Below are 18,985 nucleotides of genomic sequence, written 5' to 3'. Positions count from 1 at the left end.
TAATGCGACGCGGGTCCATCCATAAGTGACAGCCGAAGCCGCCTTTCAATTTCGAACCATGCAGTTCAAAATGTTATCCGGTATTAGCCCCGGTTTCCCGGAGTTATCCCAGTCTTATGGGCAGGTTACCCACGTGTTACTCACCCGTCCGCCGCTAACTTCATAAGAGCAAGCTCTTAATCCATTCGCTCGACTTGCATGTATTAGGCACGCCGCCAGCGTTCATCCTGAGCCAGGATCAAACTCTCCAATAAAGTTAGTTTGTCTAGCATCTAAAAATAAAAATTGACGTTTCACGTTGTTTGTTTCGTTCAGTTTTCAAAGAACTACTTGGTCGCTCAGAAGCGACTTTATCAATATAACATTTCGTTATATTCTCGTCAACAACTTTTTTCAATAAGTTGTTTTTCGTTTGTTTTGCTTGTTACCTTTCGTGGCAACGAATATAAATATACCAGTTTGATTATTAAAATGCAATAGTTTTTCTAATAAAATTTTTAACTTAGTAAAAAAGTATAAAAACAGCACATTTCTTCTATATAAGTATAATTTCTCGCACCATCAAGATCTATTATACTCACGCAACTCATACTCAAATAAAAAAAGCTTTGGAGAAATCTCCAAAGCTTAATCTTGTTTATGGCGCATAGCAGGGAATAATAATACATCACGAATAGATGGTGCATTTGTTAATAACATAACTAGACGATCAATACCAATTCCTAATCCACCCGTAGGAGGCATACCGTACTCAAGAGCTTCAATATAATCGTCATCCATCATATGTGCTTCGTCATTACCTTGTTCGCGCTCTTTTAATTGCGCTTCAAAACGTTCTTTTTGATCGATCGGATCATTTAACTCAGTAAATGCATTTGCATGTTCACGTGCAACGATAAATAATTCGAAACGATCTGTGAATCGTGGATCTTGGTCATTCTTTTTCGCAAGTGGCGAAATTTCTACCGGATGACCGTAAATAAATGTTGGTTGGATTAATTTATCTTCTACTTTTTGCTCGAAGAACTCATTAATAATATGACCAACTTCCATTGTATCCTTAATTTCTACATTATGTTCTTTCGCAAGCTCACGTGCTTCTTCTACACTCATTGGATTCCAGAAATCCGCTCCAGAGTGTTGCTTAATTGCATCTACCATATGAAGACGTGTCCATTCTGGTTCTAGATTAATTTCATAATCACCATATTGGATTGTTGTTGTACCCAATACTTTTTTCGCAATATGAGCAACCATATTTTCTGTTAGTTTCATAATATCATTATAATCAGCGTACGCTTCATATAATTCAATCATCGTAAACTCAGGGTTATGACGAGTTGATACACCCTCATTACGGAATACACGGCCAATCTCATAAACTTTTTCTAATCCGCCCACAATAAGACGTTTTAAATGAAGTTCAATTGCGATACGCATATATAATTCCATATCTAACGCATTATGATGCGTAGTGAAAGGACGAGCAGATGCTCCACCTGCAATCGCGTGCATCATAGGCGTTTCTACTTCAAGATAACCGTTGTCATCTAAATATCTTCTCATTTCACGAATGATTTTACTACGAGTAACAAATGTTTCACGACTTTCCATACTTGTAATTAAATCTAAGTAACGTTGACGGTATCGTTGTTCAACATCTTTTAATCCATGGTATTTATCCGGTAACGGACGAAGAGATTTCGTTAAAAGCGTAAATCCTGTTGCTTTTACTGAAAGTTCTCCAACGTTTGTTTTGAACACTTTACCTTCAATACCTACTAAGTCACCTAAATCTGCTGTCGTAAATAACTCGTACTCTTCATCTCCAACAGTATCTTTACGAACGTAAATTTGAACTTGTCCGTGTAAATCTTGAATGTGCGCGAATCCAGCTTTTCCTTTACCGCGTTTTGTCATAATACGACCAGCGATAGCAACAGTGATTTCTTTCTCTTCTAATTCTTCTTTAGAGAATTCTCCATATAAACTTACTAAGTCGGTCGTTGAATTTGTGCGTTCAAATCGTTTACCGAACGGATCGATTCCTTGCTCACGTAAATTATGTAGCTTTTCACGACGAACAAGCAATTGGTCGTTTAATTCTTCGTGGTTCATGTTATCCATGATATTGATATCACTCCAGCTCTATTAATTTTTACAATATATACAGTATAGCATTTTCTACTCAACTAGAAAAACTGCCAGCAACTAACTGGCAGTTCTTCTTTCTTTCACGTAATTATAGGAAGTGTGTAGAAGAATGTCAATCTTCTCCGTCCCCCTTATTAACCAACGTAAATTGTTTGTTGTTTCGCTTCTACCTCTTCTACAAATGCACCTAATACATTCGCAAGGTCTTCACGTGTGTTGCAAGTATTGATACCACTACGCACACTCGCATTACCACGAACACCTTTTAAATACCAAGCCGCATGCTTTCTCATCTCTCTTACAGCAACATTTTCGTTCTTTAAATCGATAAGACGATCTAGATGCAACATACATACATCAATTTTCTCACGTACTGTTGGTTCCGGCATTAACTCACCTGTCTCTAAATACTTTACTGTACGATAAATCATCCATGGATCCCCAAGAGCCGCACGGCCAATCATAACACCATCTACACCAATCTCATCAAGCATACGCTTCGCATCTTGCGGTGTTTCGACATCACCATTTCCGATAACTGGGATATTCACAGCTTGCTTTACTTGTTTAATGATATCCCAATCCGCTTTACCTTCATACATTTGCACTCGCGTACGACCGTGAACCGCCACAGCTTGTCCACCAGCACGCTCAATAGCTCTAGCATTTTCTATTGCGAAAATATGTTCTTCATCCCAACCGATACGCATTTTAACTGTAACCGGCTTTTCAACGGCATCTACAACTGCTGCTACCATTTCATATATTTTATTTGGATCTAAAAGCCATCTTGCCCCCGCATCACATTTTACGATTTTCGGTACTGGGCAACCCATATTGATATCAATAATATCTGCTGTCGTATATTTATCTACGTATTTCGCAGCATCTACAAGAGTTTCTTTCTCTCCACCGAAAATTTGTAAACTTAATGGTTTTTCTCTTTCATCGATATATAACATATCTAATGTTCTTTTGTTATTAAGTAATATCGCCTTATCACTTACCATTTCAGCACAAACTAGACCTGCACCAAATTCTTTCACTGTTAAACGGAATGCAGAATTACACACTCCCGCCATCGGTGCTAATACAACCGGATTTTTCATCTCAATATTTGCAATCTTTAACAATCAACCTACTCCTTCCTGCACAGTCACTTTGGCATTAATTCATCTATCGAAACATTTAATGCCTTAGCAACTTCTACTACAAAATCTTGAGAAGGTGATCGATTCCCTCTCTCAACTTCACCTAAAACAGATACAGATACCCCTAATTCTTTAGCAAAACCTTCTTGCGTGTAGCCTTTTAGCTTTCGAAAAGCACGAATGCGTCTTCCCCATTTTTCTGCTTCCATACCGTTACTCCCTCTCGCCTTTTCATTTCTTCTACTTGTGAACGTGAAATGTTTTGTTTTATGTCTTGATTAATCTCTAACAACGGAACGATAACAAAAGCTCTTTCAAACATCCGCGGATGCGGAACAATAAGATTCTCTGCTTCAATATTCTCTTGATTATAAAGTAAAATGTCAAGGTCGATAGTCCTCGGCCCCCACCTAATTTCCCTTTTTCTTCCTAGGTCATTTTCTACTTTTTGTGTTACTTTCAATAATTCTTGTGGTGATAAATTGGTAGAAATTTTTATAACTAAATTTAAAAAGCAACTTTGGTCAGTATAGCCAACTGGCTCAGTTTCATATACAGATGAAATATCATCAACCTGAATATAAGGATTTTTATTTAAGAACTGAATCGCTTCGGTTAGATACGTATAACGCTCTCCAATATTTGACCCTAATGCAATGTATGCTACATTATTCATGGACGTTCTCTCGTAATTTCTACTGCTACAGCACGATAATGACCTGGTATCGGTGGATCCGGCTTAATTACCTTAATTGTACATCGTGAAATACTCTCATATTGTTTTAATATATCTGCAGCAATATTTTCAGCGATACTCTCCACAAGCTTATACTTTCTATCCTCAACAACTTTTCTACATAATTCGAAAAGCTCTCCATAATTGACCGAATGCTCTAATTCATCACTTTCCCCTGCACGCTTTAAATCCAACTCCACCGTTAAGTCAACTTTAAATCTCTGACCTAATTTATTTTCCTCCGGGAACACACCATGATAACCGTAAAACTCCATATCATGGATATAAATTTTATCCAATTACTTTACCCCCTTACCAATCATTGCATCCATCATTTTAGCCATACGCGCCATTTCTTTCACATCATGGACACGAACAAACTCACAACCCTTTTCAATACCAAGACAAACAGTAGCTCCAGTCCCCTCAAGGCGTTCCTCTACTGGCAAATCTAATACGTGCCCAATAAAGGACTTTCTCGAAGTACCTAAGAGAACCGGATAACCTAGCACATTTAACTGTTCTAAATTACGCATCACCTCTAAGTTTTGCTCAGGTGTTTTAGCAAAACCGATACCTGGATCTAAAATAATATTCTCATCTCGCACACCAGCATTTTTAGCAATTTTGATACTATCATACAAATCAGCAATCATATCCGCCATTAAATTACGATAATTTATATTATCGCGGTTATGCATTAAAATGATAGGTACATCATAACGAGCTGCGACTTCAGCAATTTTTGGCTCCGCCTTTGCTCCCCAAATATCATTAATAATATGAGCACCAGCCTCAATTGCTTGCTTTGCAACTTCAGCTTTATATGTATCGATAGATATAGGCAATTTTACTTCTTTTGAAACCGCTTGAATCATCGGGACAACTCGCTTTATTTCTTCTTCTACTGATACTTTAGCAAAACCCGGGCGAGTAGATTCGCCACCAATATCAATAATATGAGCACCTTCACCTTGCATTTCTTTTGCGTGACGTACCGCAGCATCTACCTCGTTGTAACTCCCACCATCAGAAAACGAATCTGGTGTTACATTTAAAATTCCCATAATTAATGTCTTTTCATTTAAATTCAATGTATATTCGCCGCAGCGTAAATCATAATCCCACTTCAAACTACACATCTCCTCTTCGTAATTCATTTCTGCTCCATAATTTCTCTCTCTGCATTCCATAAAGGTACATTAAACTTTTTGTAACCACTCCCACTTTCCCCGGGAAATCCTGCGCTTCTATACGATAAAGCGGAACAATTTCTTGAATTGAGTTTGTTACAAAGACTTCATCTGCTGAAAGTAATTCATCTTTTGTAAAGAAACCTTCCTTTACTTCTATATTCAATTCTTCAGCACTTTTTATAATAAACGCACGAGTGATACCATTTAAAATCCCTGTTTTTAACGAAGGTGTATATAAAACATCACCTTTCACAAAAAAGAGATTCGAAACAATACCCTCTGCAACATAACCTGCTTCAGTAAGGAAAATACCTTCCTTGCTCACTACATTTCCAATTTCACGCTTCCCTAAAATGTTATTTAGATAATGATGAGACTTCAGACGAAATGCTCCTTCTGGTGTATTTCGCACTTGTTTTAAAATAACCCCTTCTTTTTCTACTACATCTTCTGGAGCTGTTAAAGGTTTTATAAAAACAATAACCGAAGGGTCTTCATACATTTCCGTTTGTAATCCTATTTCATCTACACCTGCTGATACATTAAAACGTACATACGCATGTTCCAATTCATTCTTAGCGAGTAGATTTTTCAAAATAAGCATCACGTCATCTTTTGTCATTATCCATTTAATTTGCAATATATCTAGCGCATCTATTAAACGGTTATAATGATCATCTAACAAAAAAGGATGACCATTATAAATACGAAATGTCTCAAAAACTCCCAGCCCATATAAATAACCATGGTCATAAGGGGAGATTTTCGCTTCACTCGCTTCTACATACTCGCCATTTACGTAAATTAACATGATGTCACACTTGGACTATATTTACGAATGAAGTTCTGTAGTAACTCTTTCCCATGAGAAGTCATAATAGATTCTGGGTGGAATTGCACACCCTCTATCGGCAGTGTCTTATGACGAATCGCCATAATTTCCCCTTCCTCTGTCCAAGATGTTACCTCTAAACAATCTGGCAATGACTCTTTCTTAACAATCAGGGAATGATAACGCGTTGCAGTAAATGGATTAGGAATATCTAAGAAAATTGTTTTCTCATCATGATGCATAAGCGATGTTTTCCCATGCATTAATCGCTCTGCACGAACAACTTCTCCACCAAATACTTGTGCAATCGATTGATACCCAAGACAAACTCCAAAAATCGGAATCTCCCCAGCAAAGTATTTGATAACTTCCATACTAATCCCCGCTTCATTAGGACTACATGGACCTGGCGAAATCATTAAGAAATCTGGTTTCATATTCTCAATATCTGCAATACTCACTTCATCATTACGCTTAACAACAAGCTCTTGTCCAAGTTCTCCAAGAAACTGTACTAAATTAAATGTAAAAGAATCATAATTATCAATCATTAATATCATTTCTCTCACCTAACCGTTTCTTCGCTACTTTCTTTTGCACGCCATAAAGCAATTGCCTTTTTTAACGACTCTTTATATTCATTTTTCGGATTTGAATCAATTACAATTCCCGCTCCAGCTTGCACATGTGCTTGCCCATCTTTCGCAAGAAGCGTTCTAATGACAATATTTAATTCCGTATCTCCAGAATAACCAATCCAACCAATTGAACCTGTATAAATCCCTCGGCGAACAGGCTCTAATTCTTCTATAATCTCCATCGTACGTATTTTCGGTGCACCAGTAATTGTTCCACCAGGAAATACAGCTTTCACTAAATCGAAAGCATCCTTATCTTCTTCCACCTCACCACGCACATTGGAAACGATATGCATAACATGTGAGTACTTTTCAATTACCATAAATTCATCGACTTCTACAGTGCCATATTTACAAACGCGTCCTAAATCATTTCGCTCTAAATCTACAAGCATCACATGCTCTGCTCGTTCCTTTTCGTTCTCAATTAATTCCCTTGCTAAGTCTTGATCCTCTTGTTCATTTGCACCGCGGGATCTTGTACCTGCAATTGGTCGTGTACTTACTTCTTGCCCTTGTTTTTTAATTAGCAATTCAGGCGAAGCACTAACAATTTGAAAATCCCCAAGCTCTAAGTAACCCATATATGGAGATGGATTAATTTTACGAAGACTTGTATAAATTTCTAGTGGATGCGTTTGTAAAGTTCTTTCCTGTCTTGTCGACAAGTTTACTTGAAACACATCACCATTTCCAATATACTCTTGAATACGTTCAACAGCCTTCATAAAGCCCGCTTCTGTAAAGGCAACCGCTTCATTTTTCTTTTTAGGACGTTCAAACGGCATAGTCACTTCAGGCACTTCTGCCGTCCAAAGATCCTTCCATTCATTTAAACGTTCTTCCGCTTCTGCATGCTTATCTACATAATGTGTAATAATCCACAATACTTTTTCTTTTTGATCATAGACGAACACATCGTCAAATAATAAAAAGTATATATCGGGTATATTCAGATCATCCTCTGCAAGAGAAGGGAGTTTTTCGATATAACGGATACAATCATAACTAAAGTAGCCCATTGCACCACCTTGAAAAGGCGGGTACTCTGGATTGTAGTCTGTTTTCCATTGCTCCATATATTCTTGCATTAAATCTAATGGATTCCCTTTTTTTATTGTTTCCTTACCACTTTCACTTATATGTAACTTTTCACCCTTTCCTTGGATTACCGCTACCGGGTTTAAACCCACTATGTTATAACGACCGCCACGTCCACTTTCCAGCAAAATATGTTGCGGCTTATCCTGAGAAAGAAATTTATATTGCTTAAAGAAATCTAACTGATATGGAATAGAAAGCGCTAAAGATTTTCTTCGTTGCATATCAACACCCCGTCTTCTTTTATCCCACCCTCTTAGATGAACCACCTCAAACTACATAAGTTATTTATATAGAGATTGATTATACTCGAAGGCTAGTGAAAATAATTTAATTATACTACCTCTTATTTTACATGAAGTTTTCTAGTCATTCACTCTTTTCCTATTTCCAATCCAAAAAGAAAAAGCATCCTTTTTCAAGGATGCTTTTTCAATCGCATTTAATTATGATTCAAATTGATAAAGCGGTGTACTTAAATAACGTTCACCGTTACTTGGAATAATAACGAGTACCTTTTTCCCTTTACCTAACTTTTTCGCAACTTCTGTTGCTGCATAAATAACTGCTCCTGAAGAGATACCAACTAAAATACCTTCTTCTTTAGCCACTCTTCTCGCATATTCAAATGCTTGCTCTGTTTTCACTTGAATAATTTCATCATATACTTCTACATCCAATGTCTCTGGAACAAATCCCGCCCCAATTCCTTGGATTTTATGTGGACCTGGTTTCCCACCAGATAATACTGGTGAATCCGCAGGTTCTACTGCATAAATTTTAATACCTTCATATGCTTCCTTCAGCACTTCACCAGCACCAGTAATTGTTCCACCTGTACCAATACCTGCAATAAACGCATCTAATTGGTCGCCCATTTGTTCAATAATTTCTGGACCTGTTGTTAAACGGTGAATTTCTGGATTCGATTGGTTTTTGAACTGTTGTGGTATAAAGTAGCCATGCTCTTTCGCTAATTCAGTCGCTTTACGAATTGCTCCACCCATCCCTTCAGGACCTGGAGTCAATACTAATTCAGCACCGTAAGCACGTAATAAATTACGACGCTCAATACTCATTGTTTCTGGCATTACTAAAATTGCATTATATCCTTTAGCAGCCGCTACCATCGCTAAACCAATCCCTGTGTTACCACTTGTTGGCTCAATGATTGTATCGCCCTCTTTTAACAATCCCTTTTTTTCAGCATCTTCAATCATAGCTAGTGCAATACGATCTTTAACGCTACTCCCTGGATTCATAAATTCTAGTTTTAAGTATATATCTGCGCTGTCTGATTCTACGATGCGGTTCAACTTAACGATCGGCGTTTTCCCGATTAATTCTGAAACTGATTGTGCCACTCGCATTCCTGTCACTCCTAACACCGAGTATTTTTATTGGTTTTATCTATATTTAGATTTTGTCAGAAAATTCCCTGTTTGTCAATCTATTCGGAGGGTTAATCCCCTTATTACAAATTCTCAATTAAATTTGTAATATCTTCTTTAGAGAACTTGTATCGTTCATTACAGAAATGACAATGAACTTCTGTTTCTTCTTCTTCTTCACGAATTTGCTCTAACTCTGTTTTACCTAAACTAATTAACACACTCTCAATACGTTCACGTGAGCACGTACAATTAAATTGAACATCCATTGTTTCTAATACTTTTACTTTATCTTCTCCAAGGACTGCATATAGTAGCTCTTCTGGAGAAAGACCTTGTTCGATCAATGTTGATACAGGCGGGATTTTTTGCAAACGATCTTCAATGAATGAAATTGTTTCTTCCTGTGCGCCCGGCATAATTTGAAGGATAAATCCACCCGCCGCTAATACGCTGTCATCTCCATTTACAAGGACACCGACACCAACAGAAGAAGGCGTCTGCTCAGAAACTGCGAAATAATACGTGAAATCTTCCCCTAGTTCTCCCGAAACGATTGGGGATTGACCGATAAACGGCTCACGCATACCAATATCTTTAATTACTGTTACAAAACCTTCTGTACCTACCGCTTGATATACACGTAATTTTCCTTGTTCCGTTCCTTCAAAATCAACATGTGGATTCGTTACGTAGCCACGTACATCTCCATTTGCATGAGCATCCACTAAGATAGGGCCAATCGGACCATTACCTTCTACCTTAATCGTTAACTTTTGATCACCTTTTAACATCGCACCCATCATTGTACCTGCAGTTAAAGAACGACCAAGTGCCGCCGAAGCTGTCCTCCATGTATCATGACGTCTTTGTGCCTCACTTACTGTATTTGTTGTACGTACACTATACGCACGTACTTCTCCATCAAACGCTAACGCTTTTACTAAATAATCTTTCATACTTATTTATTCACCTTTCTCCTGCTGTAAATTTGCATTACGCTCATATAACATATACAAGCCTTTTAACGTTAAAAATGGATCTACAATATCAATTACATTCGATTCTTCTGAAATTAATTTCGCCAATCCACCTGTTGCAATAACTTTCGGTTCTTGTTTAGCTTCCTCTTTCATACGCTTAACAATACCTTCCACTTGTCCTACATAACCATAAAGAATACCTGATTGCATCGCACTTACTGTATTCTTCCCAACAACACTGCTCGGTTTTGTAATTTCAATACGAGGAAGTTTTGCCGCCCTACTATATAAAGCCTCTGCTGAAATCATAATTCCTGGCGTAATAACTCCACCCATATAATGCTTTTCTTCATTAATATAACAATATGTAGTAGCCGTACCAAAATCAACAATAATAAGTGGACTTCCATACAATTGGATTCCTGCTACTGCATTTACAATTCGATCTGCGCCTACTTCACGTGGATTTTCATATTTAATATTTAGCCCCGTTTTTATTCCAGGTCCTACTACAAGCGGTTTAATTTTAAAATATTTTTCACACATACGTTCTAAAGCGAACATAATTGGTGGTACGACTGAAGACACAATAATACCTTTCACATCTTCAAACGAGAGACCCTCATGATCAAGTAACTGTTTTACAAGCATTCCATATTCATCTTCTGTCTTATGACGATCTGTTTCCATGCGCCAATGCTGACGAAGTTCCCCCTCTTCAAACACGCCTAGTACAGCATTTGTGTTCCCTACATCCAATACAAAAATCATATTCTCACCACTTATCTTATTTAATCTATATTTGTGTAGTATGTATAAAACTTATAAAAACATCATATCACACATACTTATATAATCAGCTTTCCTATCCTCATCATTTTACAAAAAGATTGCTCTCTATTTCAATTTTTAATACTAGTTTTACTTAAATTACTTTATCCACTAAACCCTCAATAGTAATTAGCAAAAAACTTAACAAACAAAAAAGGAGTGACGATAGTCACTCCTTCATTTCTTACTTATCTTCTTTATCTTCTTTATCTTCATCGTCTTTCTTCATATTGATGTTTACTTTCACATCATCTGAAGATGTTGGACGCTCAGGTAATCTGCCATAATCATATAAATGATTAATTTGCTCTGCATCTAATGTTTCTACTTCAAGTAACGTTTTTGCGATAATATCAAGCTTATCTCGTTTTTCAGTAAGAATTTGTTTCGCACGAGCATAACAGTCTTTAATAATCGTTTGCATTTCCACATCAATTTCATGCGCAATTGCATCACTGTAGTTTTGTTCTGAATGGAAGTCTCTTCCTAAGAATACCTGACCACCTTGTGAGCTACCAAATTGCATCGGTCCAAGCTTATCACTCATACCGAATTCCGTAACCATACGTCTTGCAATACCAGTCGCACGTTGGAAGTCATTGTGAGCACCTGTACTTGCTTCACCAAATACAATCTCCTCAGCTACTCGACCACCAAGTAAACCAGTGATTTTATCAAGTAACTCTGGCTTTGTCATGAAGTAACGATCTTCCTTCGGAAGCATTACCGCATATCCACCAGCTTGACCACGAGGGACAATTGTTACTTTATGAACGACATCAGCTTCATCAAGAACAACACCAATTACAGTATGGCCTGCTTCATGGAAAGCAACGATATTACGTTCTTTTTCAGAGATAACACGACTTTTCTTAGCTGGACCTGCAATAACACGATCCGTTGCTTCATCGATATCACTCATATCAATTTTCTTCTTATCTCGACGTGCAGCTACTAAAGCAGCTTCGTTTAATAAGTTTTCAAGATCCGCACCAGAGAATCCTGGTGTACGAGTCGCAATTGCTCTTAAATTAATATGCTCATCAAGCGGTTTATTACGCGCATGTACTTTCAGTACAGCTTCACGGCCATTTACATCTGGACGATCTACTGTAATTTGACGGTCAAAACGACCTGGACGTAATAACGCTGGATCAAGAATGTCTGGACGGTTTGTCGCAGCAATGATAATAATACCTTCGTTTGCACCGAATCCATCCATTTCAACAAGTAACTGGTTCAATGTTTGCTCACGCTCATCATGACCACCACCAAGACCTGCACCACGTTGACGACCTACTGCATCAATTTCATCAATGAAAATGATACAAGGAGCATTTTTCTTTGCATTTTCAAATAAATCACGTACACGTGATGCACCGACACCGACAAACATCTCTACAAAGTCAGAACCACTGATAGAGAAGAATGGAACGCCAGCCTCACCTGCAACAGCACGTGCTAATAAAGTTTTACCTGTACCTGGAGGTCCAACTAATAGGACACCCTTCGGAATACGGGCACCAACTTCAGAAAACTTACGAGGGTCTTTTAAGAATTCCACTACCTCAACAAGTTCTTGTTTCTCTTCATCCGCCCCAGCAACATCTCTGAAACGAACTTTTTTCTTTTCATCATTATATAACTTCGCCTTACTTTTCCCGAAGTTCATAACACGGCTACCGCCGCCTTGAGCTTGATTTAATAAGAAGAAGAATAAAATGAAGATGATGACAAACGGAATGATTGAAGTAAAGAATGTTACCCAAGCACTTGTTTCTTCTGCTGGTTGATACTTAACTTCGGCACCTTTCGCTTTATCATTGATTTTCTTTTGTAATTCCTCAGTATTTGGTGCATAAGTAACAAATTGTTCTCCTTGGCTAGAGTTATTGAATTGTCCTTTTACCTCAAATACACCATTTTTCGGTTGAAGTTGCACATTACGCACTTCACCGCTTTCTAGTTTAGTAATGAATTTGTCGTAGCTAACTGATGTCGTTTTTTGTGTCGAACCATTAAAATAGCTCACGATTCCAATTACTACTAAGAATATCAGTAAATAAAAGATGGTATTACGGAAGATACGATTCATTCCTAACCTCCTCTCACGGCATAAACACTATAGTAAATCGTAACATAGAAAAACTTTCCTATACAATTGTAAAGCCTGTATTTAATTAATTTGAGTAAACGCTTGGTTTTAATACGCCTACATAAGGAAGATTACGGTACTGCTCTTTATAATCTAATCCATATCCTACTACAAATTCATGTGGAACAGTAAATCCAACATAATCCGCTTTCAGATCAACCTTACGGCCTGTTGGCTTATCTAATAATGTAACAATTTTTACAGACTTCGCTTTACGATATTTGAATAAGTCTACTAAGTAGCTTAGTGTAAGACCACTATCAATAATATCTTCGACGATTAAAATATCGCGACCTTCTACAGAAGTATCAAGGTCTTTTAAAATTTTCACTTCGCCTGTTGAAACTGTAGAGTGACCATAACTAGATACAGCCATAAAATCCATTTCAAGATATGTATCTGTTCTCTTTAATAAATCTGCCATAAATGGCATTGCGCCTTTTAATACACCAATTGCAAGAGGTACTGTGTTTTTATAATCCTCTGCAATAACTGCACCTAGTTCGCGCACCTTTTCTTGTATTTGTTCTTCAGAAATTAATACTTTTTCGATATCTTGATTCATCATTTCATTATCCTCCCGGAAGACTCCTTGCTTTTGTAGTGAATAATCATATATTTACCCTTCTTTGCCATCTCTTTCGAAATTGCAAATGCAGATCGCTTCAACAAGGGTACCCAAATAATGTTCCCACTTGCATCACAAACGACCGGCCATTCTTCCCTTTTTTCTTTTGGTACTTTCGCTTCGATAAAAATAGCTTTTATCTTTTTCGTGCCATCCATACCTTGTATTGACATGCGATCTCCATTTTCCCTAGAACGAATACGAAGTGGATATGATATATCATTATACTTAGCAACAAATACTGTTTCATTCATGTTACTTGGTATATCTTCGCTCACCTCTGTTACAAATTCATCCCCGTTCAATAGTGTAATGATCCCGGGTACTGATAAATCTTGCAAAAAAGGAGAGACGATTTCTTGTTTAAATCTAAAGCTACACTCCTCGTATGTGCGAACAATTTTCAAATCACCTGGAAAATCAAGTGAACCTGAAGGTTGTGTCCGCTTAAAAAACTCAATCACCTTGTCAATATGTATAGAAGAAAGAGAAGATGGAATCTTATATTCATAAAGATAGTTTAATATTAGTTGAATCCCTCTTCTTTGTAAAGGCATAGACATGGATTCAAAGGCAGGAATTGATAAGCTAATTTGTTTATCACTTTTTTTTGTAATTACTTTATTCATTTTCTCAAAAGCTAATTCCTGCAAATAAGCCTCATCCTCTTGCATCTGCACGCTAAATTTTTGGAATTTCTCATGCATTTGTGGATTTTCTTCTTTTAAGTGAGGAAGGACATATTTACGTAATCGATTCCTTGTATATACTTCCTTTTTATTACTCGGATCTATACGTGGAATTAAATTTAGCTTATTACAGTAATCAACAATTTCTTCCTTCGTTACCCCAAGTAACGGCCTAATTAAATATCCATTATGAAAAGGACGCTTCACTGCAATTCCTGCATATCCTTTCGGAGTACTCCCTCTTACAAGACGCATTAAAATCGTCTCTACTTGATCATCTCCATGATGTCCAAGAGCAACATATCTTGCATCATATTTCTTCATTATTCTTTCCAAAAATGCATATCTGCATTCCCTAGCAGCAACCTGTGCATTCATCCCGTATTGCTGTTGATATTGTGATACATTAATCCTTATCGTTTCACAAATAATTCCCAGTTCTTCACAAAGGTCCTGCACAAACTGTAAATCCTCATGAGATTCATCACCTCTAAACATATGATCCACATGAGCTACTACAATTTCCAACTGTTTTTCCGCTCTTTTTTCTAATAAATAATATAAAAGGGCTAACGAGTCAGGACCACCAGAAACTCCCACAACAATTGTTGAATCATTCTTTAATACATCATGCTGCTTTACAAAGTCATCTACTTTTTCAACAAATGTATCTTTCAACTTCGCAATCACCTTTCATTAAACAAGAACAGCAACATTAGTCGCCTTGTCTATAATGGTACAACTTTTACAAACATTGTGCAAAAAAAAGATATACAAAAATTACATTTTTATCTTACATCCTCCGTCTGTATTCACAAAATCAATAGCATTACCTTTTCCCACAAAAAAACCTAGGTATTCGCCTAGGTTTTTAAAATCAAATTTTAGATAAACATTCCACTTACATTTTACTGCGCCTGCATGCCTACAATCGGAATCGTAGCCCACTTCGGCATATTTTTCTTCACTTTTGCCACTACAATAGTCATATCATCATTTATATAACCATCACAAGAGCGAATCACTTCTTCCATAATGATATCAGCAATTTCTTGCGGGTCTTCGGTTTGCAATTCTTTAATTTTTCGTTTCATCCACAATTCATGATTCTCTACATGCTGCGCTCCCTCAAAAATCCCATCGCTCATCATAATAAGGATATCGCCCGTTTTTAATTGTTCACCCACCACATCAACTTCAACATCTTCGATGATTCCCATCGGCAAATTACTTGCTTCAATTTTCAAAATATTATTCGCGCGTTTAACAAAACTCGGCGTTGATCCGATCTTTAAAAACCTTGCACTCGCATCTCGCAAATCTACCATAGCTAAGTCTAATGTCGTAAACATCTCTTCCGTCGTTCTCAAAGAAAGAATTGAATTAATAGACTTAATCGCTATTTCTTCGTCAATACCGGATTGGAGTATTTTTTGTAATAATTTCACCGTTTCCTTACTTTCCATATGAGCTCTTTGCCCATTCCCCATACCATCACTAATCGCAAGTGCATATTTGCCAACACTTAAATCCATCATCGCATAAGAGTCACCCGAAACAAATCCACCGCCCTTTGCGGCTGTGGCCAATCCCGTATCAAGAGAATACGTCTTCGCCGAACCGAATGATATTAAACTGTGGCCATTCGGATAAGAAGACTTTTCTTCATGTTTAACGACAATATTTTCTTTAAGGATATCCGAAAGCATCGGTGCAACTAACTTTTCACATTCACCATGTTCATTAGATGCAACGGGAATCAACATTTCAATATCAATACTTCCTCTATCTAAACAATAAATATCAACATGCTCTACTTCGACACCAAAATCACGGAACGCTTGCATAATCTGTTCTTCCTGCACCTGATGATTTTCACGCTCTCGTTGTATCTCCTTAGCAAAATCCTCCATAACCTTTGATACACCTAATAGTTGCTCCGCAACTATTCTACGATTTTCCTTCATTTGTTTTCGTAATTTTTGTCCCTCATAGAAATGATCTAATTCACCCGCTACTAAATCCGTCACTTTTTTCCCTCTCACACAATGCTTGTCCCACTCACGAACTAATTTACGATTATGTTGCAGGGTTCCTTCTTCCGTTTCACTCATTATTTGTTTCATATAATCGTACGTTTTATCGAAATTCACTACCCAGCATTGATCCTTTTTAAAGCATGTTTGACATGTTTTCGCAGTAATTGTACTCAAAAACAAATCTGCTTCTGTCTCTTTATCTTCTTCCTCTACATACCCATATACAGAAAAGCTATTAGATAAAGCAGCAAATACATTTGCAAATTGGTTGATTTTGTTCGCTGTAACATCGCGCATCCTTCTTAAATATTGTTGTTGATCTTGCGAATGCTCTTGTGTACCTGGCATAAATTTAGCAATACGATCTAAAACAAGCTTTGGCGTTAATAAGAAGATAGCAATCGCTACGCCTGACTCAATTAAAGTCGTTACAATATTTGTCTGTTTGTCTACATATAATGTAATTAAGCTTGTCCCAATTAATAAACCTAAACTAACACCTAAACGCTTCCCTTCTTTTAACAACCCACCAAGCAATCCAGAAAAAGCAAGAAGGCTAAGCTGGGACAAGCTAGATACATTTGCTAAACTTAATATCAAACCTGTTACGACCCCCACTGTAGATCCTGTAGCAGCACCCGCAATAAATGCAAATACTAGTACTAAATACCGTGTAAAAATATGTTGAATAGAAGCATCATATACAAACCAATCTGTTGTACCCGTTAAAACAGATGCTAGTAATATAATCAAACAAACAATTTCTTCCGTCTCTAACGCCTGTTGTTTTCCTTTCCTTTCTACTAAAAGCGGAACACTTTGTAAAAATATCATAGTTAATACAAAACTAAGCCCAGCCTCAATGGTACTAACGAGTAAATCGTACATGGTGACAGTTTGTTGTGCAAAATATACAACAACTAAGTGTGCGGTTAATGCGGAGATAAATACTTGAAATGGAACAAGTCCAACGGTTTTACGTGTGAATCTACTAAAGAAGATATTATAAATGAAGAAAGTAAAGATAGATGCAAAAGTAAAAAATAAATTATCTATCGAGACTGAAAGAGCTCCTCCCATTAGAGCTAAAAATGCTAGCGGCATCTTATCCCGCTTCATAACATAAACAGCAGCAAAAAATGGTAGTGCAAACGGTAAGATATTTGTTAATATATATGCTCTTCCCAAAAGAAAACCAATAACAACAATAATAAATCCCCATCTAAAGAAAACTTGTTCAAATTTCATTCGCAACTTACTCGTCCACTTTATTCCTCCAAGCTGACTCTCATTCATTGCCAATGCACTTGTATTCATAGTATTCCTTCCTGCTTTAGGCATACTTTTAACACCACCTGCATAGTTTAATTACTGTCATTATAAAAGATGATTGTTGGGATTTTTGTCAAAACAACAGTTTTCACTTTTATAATCGTTCGACTTTTTATTCGAAATAACTCTACAGATATACACGGTATGTAAGTTATTTCAATTTTTTAATTAAATATTCAGAAAATATAGGGTGATTTTGTAGAAGTGTTGTATATCTTAATCCATTTAACAAAAAAAGATCATGCAAATTTGCATGATCTTTTTAGATGACCCGTACGGGATTCGAACCCGTGTTACCGCCGTGAAAGGGCGGTGTCTTAACCACTTGACCAACGGGCCGTTAAATTAAATATAGCGGCGGAGGGGATCGAACCCCCGACCTCACGGGTATGAACCGTACGCTCTAGCCAGCTGAGCTACACCGCCATGTCGTCGTATTTAACGGACAATTAGTATCTTACATCAGATATTATTTAAAGTCAACATATCTTGAAAACTTTTTTAAAATATATTTTCACATATAAAAAAGTACCCTGAGCCATCACTCTGGGTACCTCTCTATATGTTAAAAACTAAACGGTCTTATTATCCGCGACGTGCGCCACGGCCACCACGTTTAGACTCTGTGTTACGCTTTAAAGAAGTTAAACGATCTTCGCTATCCTTTAAGAAGCGTGCCATCTTTTGCTCAAATGTTTCTTTTGGAGCTCGGTCGTTACCGCCACCGCGATTATCTCTGTTGAAAGAGCGATTATTACGTTGTGGACGTCCAGAACGTTGTTGATCACCACCGCGTTGGTATTCACCGCGTGGACGATCTCCTTCTGTTTTTTCACGTTCTTTCGCTTTTTTGATAGATAAACCAATCTTTCCATCTTTTTCAACATTAATAACTTTTACTTCTACTTGGTCGCCCACTTTTAAGTGATCGTTAATATCTTTTACATAGTTATCAGCAACTTCACTAATATGAACAAGACCAGTTAAGCCTTCTGGCAGCTCCACAAAAGCCCCAAAATTTGTAATACCTGTTACTTTACCCTGTAACTTGCTGCCTACCTCGATTGACATAAAAAAAATGCTCCTCCTTAGTGGTTAAAAAGTCAAATTTTACTTTATTATATATAAT

At 37.1% G+C, this 18,985-nt stretch carries 17 protein-coding genes, 2 tRNA genes and 1 rRNA gene; all 20 read right to left on the bottom strand.

Going from position 1 to position 18,985, the window contains the following annotated elements; genetic code table 11:
* Window positions 1–254 (bottom strand): 16S ribosomal RNA (locus C4S65_RS29650); the annotation flags it as partial.
* A gap of 373 nt (window positions 255–627) precedes the next feature.
* Window positions 628–2,127 carry a lysine--tRNA ligase gene (gene lysS / locus C4S65_RS29645; protein WP_000369679.1) on the bottom strand — a complete coding sequence of 500 codons (1,500 nt, stop codon included), beginning with the start codon at window positions 2,125–2,127 and terminating at the stop codon, window positions 628–630.
* 161 nt (window positions 2,128–2,288) lie between these two features.
* On the bottom strand, window positions 2,289–3,287 hold the full coding sequence (dusB, locus tag C4S65_RS29640; protein WP_000912243.1) for a tRNA dihydrouridine synthase DusB: 999 nt from the start codon (window positions 3,285–3,287) through the stop codon (window positions 2,289–2,291).
* A 23-nt stretch (window positions 3,288–3,310) separates the two neighbouring features.
* A complete protein-coding gene (locus C4S65_RS29635; protein WP_000387030.1) occupies window positions 3,311–3,514 on the bottom strand; it encodes a helix-turn-helix transcriptional regulator in 204 nt (67 codons plus the stop codon).
* A complete protein-coding gene (gene folK / locus C4S65_RS29630) occupies window positions 3,466–3,981 on the bottom strand; it encodes a 2-amino-4-hydroxy-6-hydroxymethyldihydropteridine diphosphokinase (protein WP_001066691.1) in 516 nt (171 codons plus the stop codon). The genes C4S65_RS29635 and folK overlap by 49 nt, the downstream gene beginning before the upstream one ends.
* Window positions 3,978–4,340: a dihydroneopterin aldolase gene (folB, locus tag C4S65_RS29625; RefSeq protein WP_000358066.1), complete on the bottom strand. Its 363-nt coding sequence runs from the start codon at window positions 4,338–4,340 to the stop codon at window positions 3,978–3,980. Before folB ends, folK begins: the two co-directional genes overlap by 4 nt.
* Entirely contained in the window at window positions 4,341–5,201 is an 861-nt protein-coding gene (folP, locus tag C4S65_RS29620) for a dihydropteroate synthase (protein ID WP_103945736.1), read from the bottom strand.
* Window positions 5,176–6,048, bottom strand: coding sequence for an aminodeoxychorismate lyase (pabC, locus tag C4S65_RS29615; protein WP_103945735.1), 873 nt, complete (start codon window positions 6,046–6,048; stop codon window positions 5,176–5,178). Before pabC ends, folP begins: the two co-directional genes overlap by 26 nt.
* A complete protein-coding gene (pabA, locus tag C4S65_RS29610) occupies window positions 6,042–6,629 on the bottom strand; it encodes an aminodeoxychorismate/anthranilate synthase component II (protein ID WP_103945734.1) in 588 nt (195 codons plus the stop codon). Before pabA ends, pabC begins: the two co-directional genes overlap by 7 nt.
* A gap of 5 nt (window positions 6,630–6,634) precedes the next feature.
* On the bottom strand, window positions 6,635–8,032 hold the full coding sequence (trpE, locus tag C4S65_RS29605) for an anthranilate synthase component I (RefSeq protein ID WP_061666996.1): 1,398 nt from the start codon (window positions 8,030–8,032) through the stop codon (window positions 6,635–6,637).
* Between the two features lie 222 nt (window positions 8,033–8,254).
* Window positions 8,255–9,178: a cysteine synthase A gene (gene cysK, locus C4S65_RS29600; RefSeq protein WP_001261711.1), complete on the bottom strand. Its 924-nt coding sequence runs from the start codon at window positions 9,176–9,178 to the stop codon at window positions 8,255–8,257.
* 104 nt (window positions 9,179–9,282) lie between these two features.
* Window positions 9,283–10,158 (bottom strand): redox-regulated molecular chaperone HslO, encoded by an 876-nt coding sequence (hslO, locus tag C4S65_RS29595; protein WP_000656367.1) that lies wholly within the window; start codon window positions 10,156–10,158, stop codon window positions 9,283–9,285.
* A 6-nt stretch (window positions 10,159–10,164) separates the two neighbouring features.
* Window positions 10,165–10,953: a type III pantothenate kinase gene (locus C4S65_RS29590; RefSeq protein WP_000578366.1), complete on the bottom strand. Its 789-nt coding sequence runs from the start codon at window positions 10,951–10,953 to the stop codon at window positions 10,165–10,167.
* Window positions 10,954–11,197: 244 nt separating this feature from the next.
* Window positions 11,198–13,108: an ATP-dependent zinc metalloprotease FtsH gene (gene ftsH / locus C4S65_RS29585; RefSeq protein ID WP_016079510.1), complete on the bottom strand. Its 1,911-nt coding sequence runs from the start codon at window positions 13,106–13,108 to the stop codon at window positions 11,198–11,200.
* A gap of 85 nt (window positions 13,109–13,193) precedes the next feature.
* Window positions 13,194–13,736 carry a hypoxanthine phosphoribosyltransferase gene (hpt, locus tag C4S65_RS29580; protein ID WP_000981846.1) on the bottom strand — a complete coding sequence of 181 codons (543 nt, stop codon included), beginning with the start codon at window positions 13,734–13,736 and terminating at the stop codon, window positions 13,194–13,196.
* Window positions 13,733–15,163, bottom strand: coding sequence for a tRNA lysidine(34) synthetase TilS (gene tilS / locus C4S65_RS29575; RefSeq protein WP_000655456.1), 1,431 nt, complete (start codon window positions 15,161–15,163; stop codon window positions 13,733–13,735). The genes hpt and tilS overlap by 4 nt, the downstream gene beginning before the upstream one ends.
* 230 nt (window positions 15,164–15,393) lie before the next feature.
* A complete protein-coding gene (gene spoIIE, locus C4S65_RS29570) occupies window positions 15,394–17,865 on the bottom strand; it encodes a stage II sporulation protein E (RefSeq protein WP_001123551.1) in 2,472 nt (823 codons plus the stop codon).
* A 258-nt stretch (window positions 17,866–18,123) separates the two neighbouring features.
* Window positions 18,124–18,195, bottom strand: a tRNA-Glu gene (locus C4S65_RS29565).
* A 13-nt stretch (window positions 18,196–18,208) separates the two neighbouring features.
* Window positions 18,209–18,282, bottom strand: a tRNA-Met gene (locus C4S65_RS29560).
* 159 nt (window positions 18,283–18,441) lie between these two features.
* A complete protein-coding gene (locus C4S65_RS29555) occupies window positions 18,442–18,927 on the bottom strand; it encodes a S1 domain-containing RNA-binding protein (RefSeq protein ID WP_000021451.1) in 486 nt (161 codons plus the stop codon).
* Window positions 18,928–18,985 lie beyond the last annotated feature (58 nt).

Origin of the sequence: Bacillus sp. ok061, assembly GCF_900108285.1 — a bacterium.
In the GTDB taxonomy this organism is placed as follows: domain Bacteria; phylum Bacillota; class Bacilli; order Bacillales; family Bacillaceae_G; genus Bacillus_A; species Bacillus_A thuringiensis_S.
This window is presented reverse-complemented; position numbering and strand designations above follow the sequence as displayed.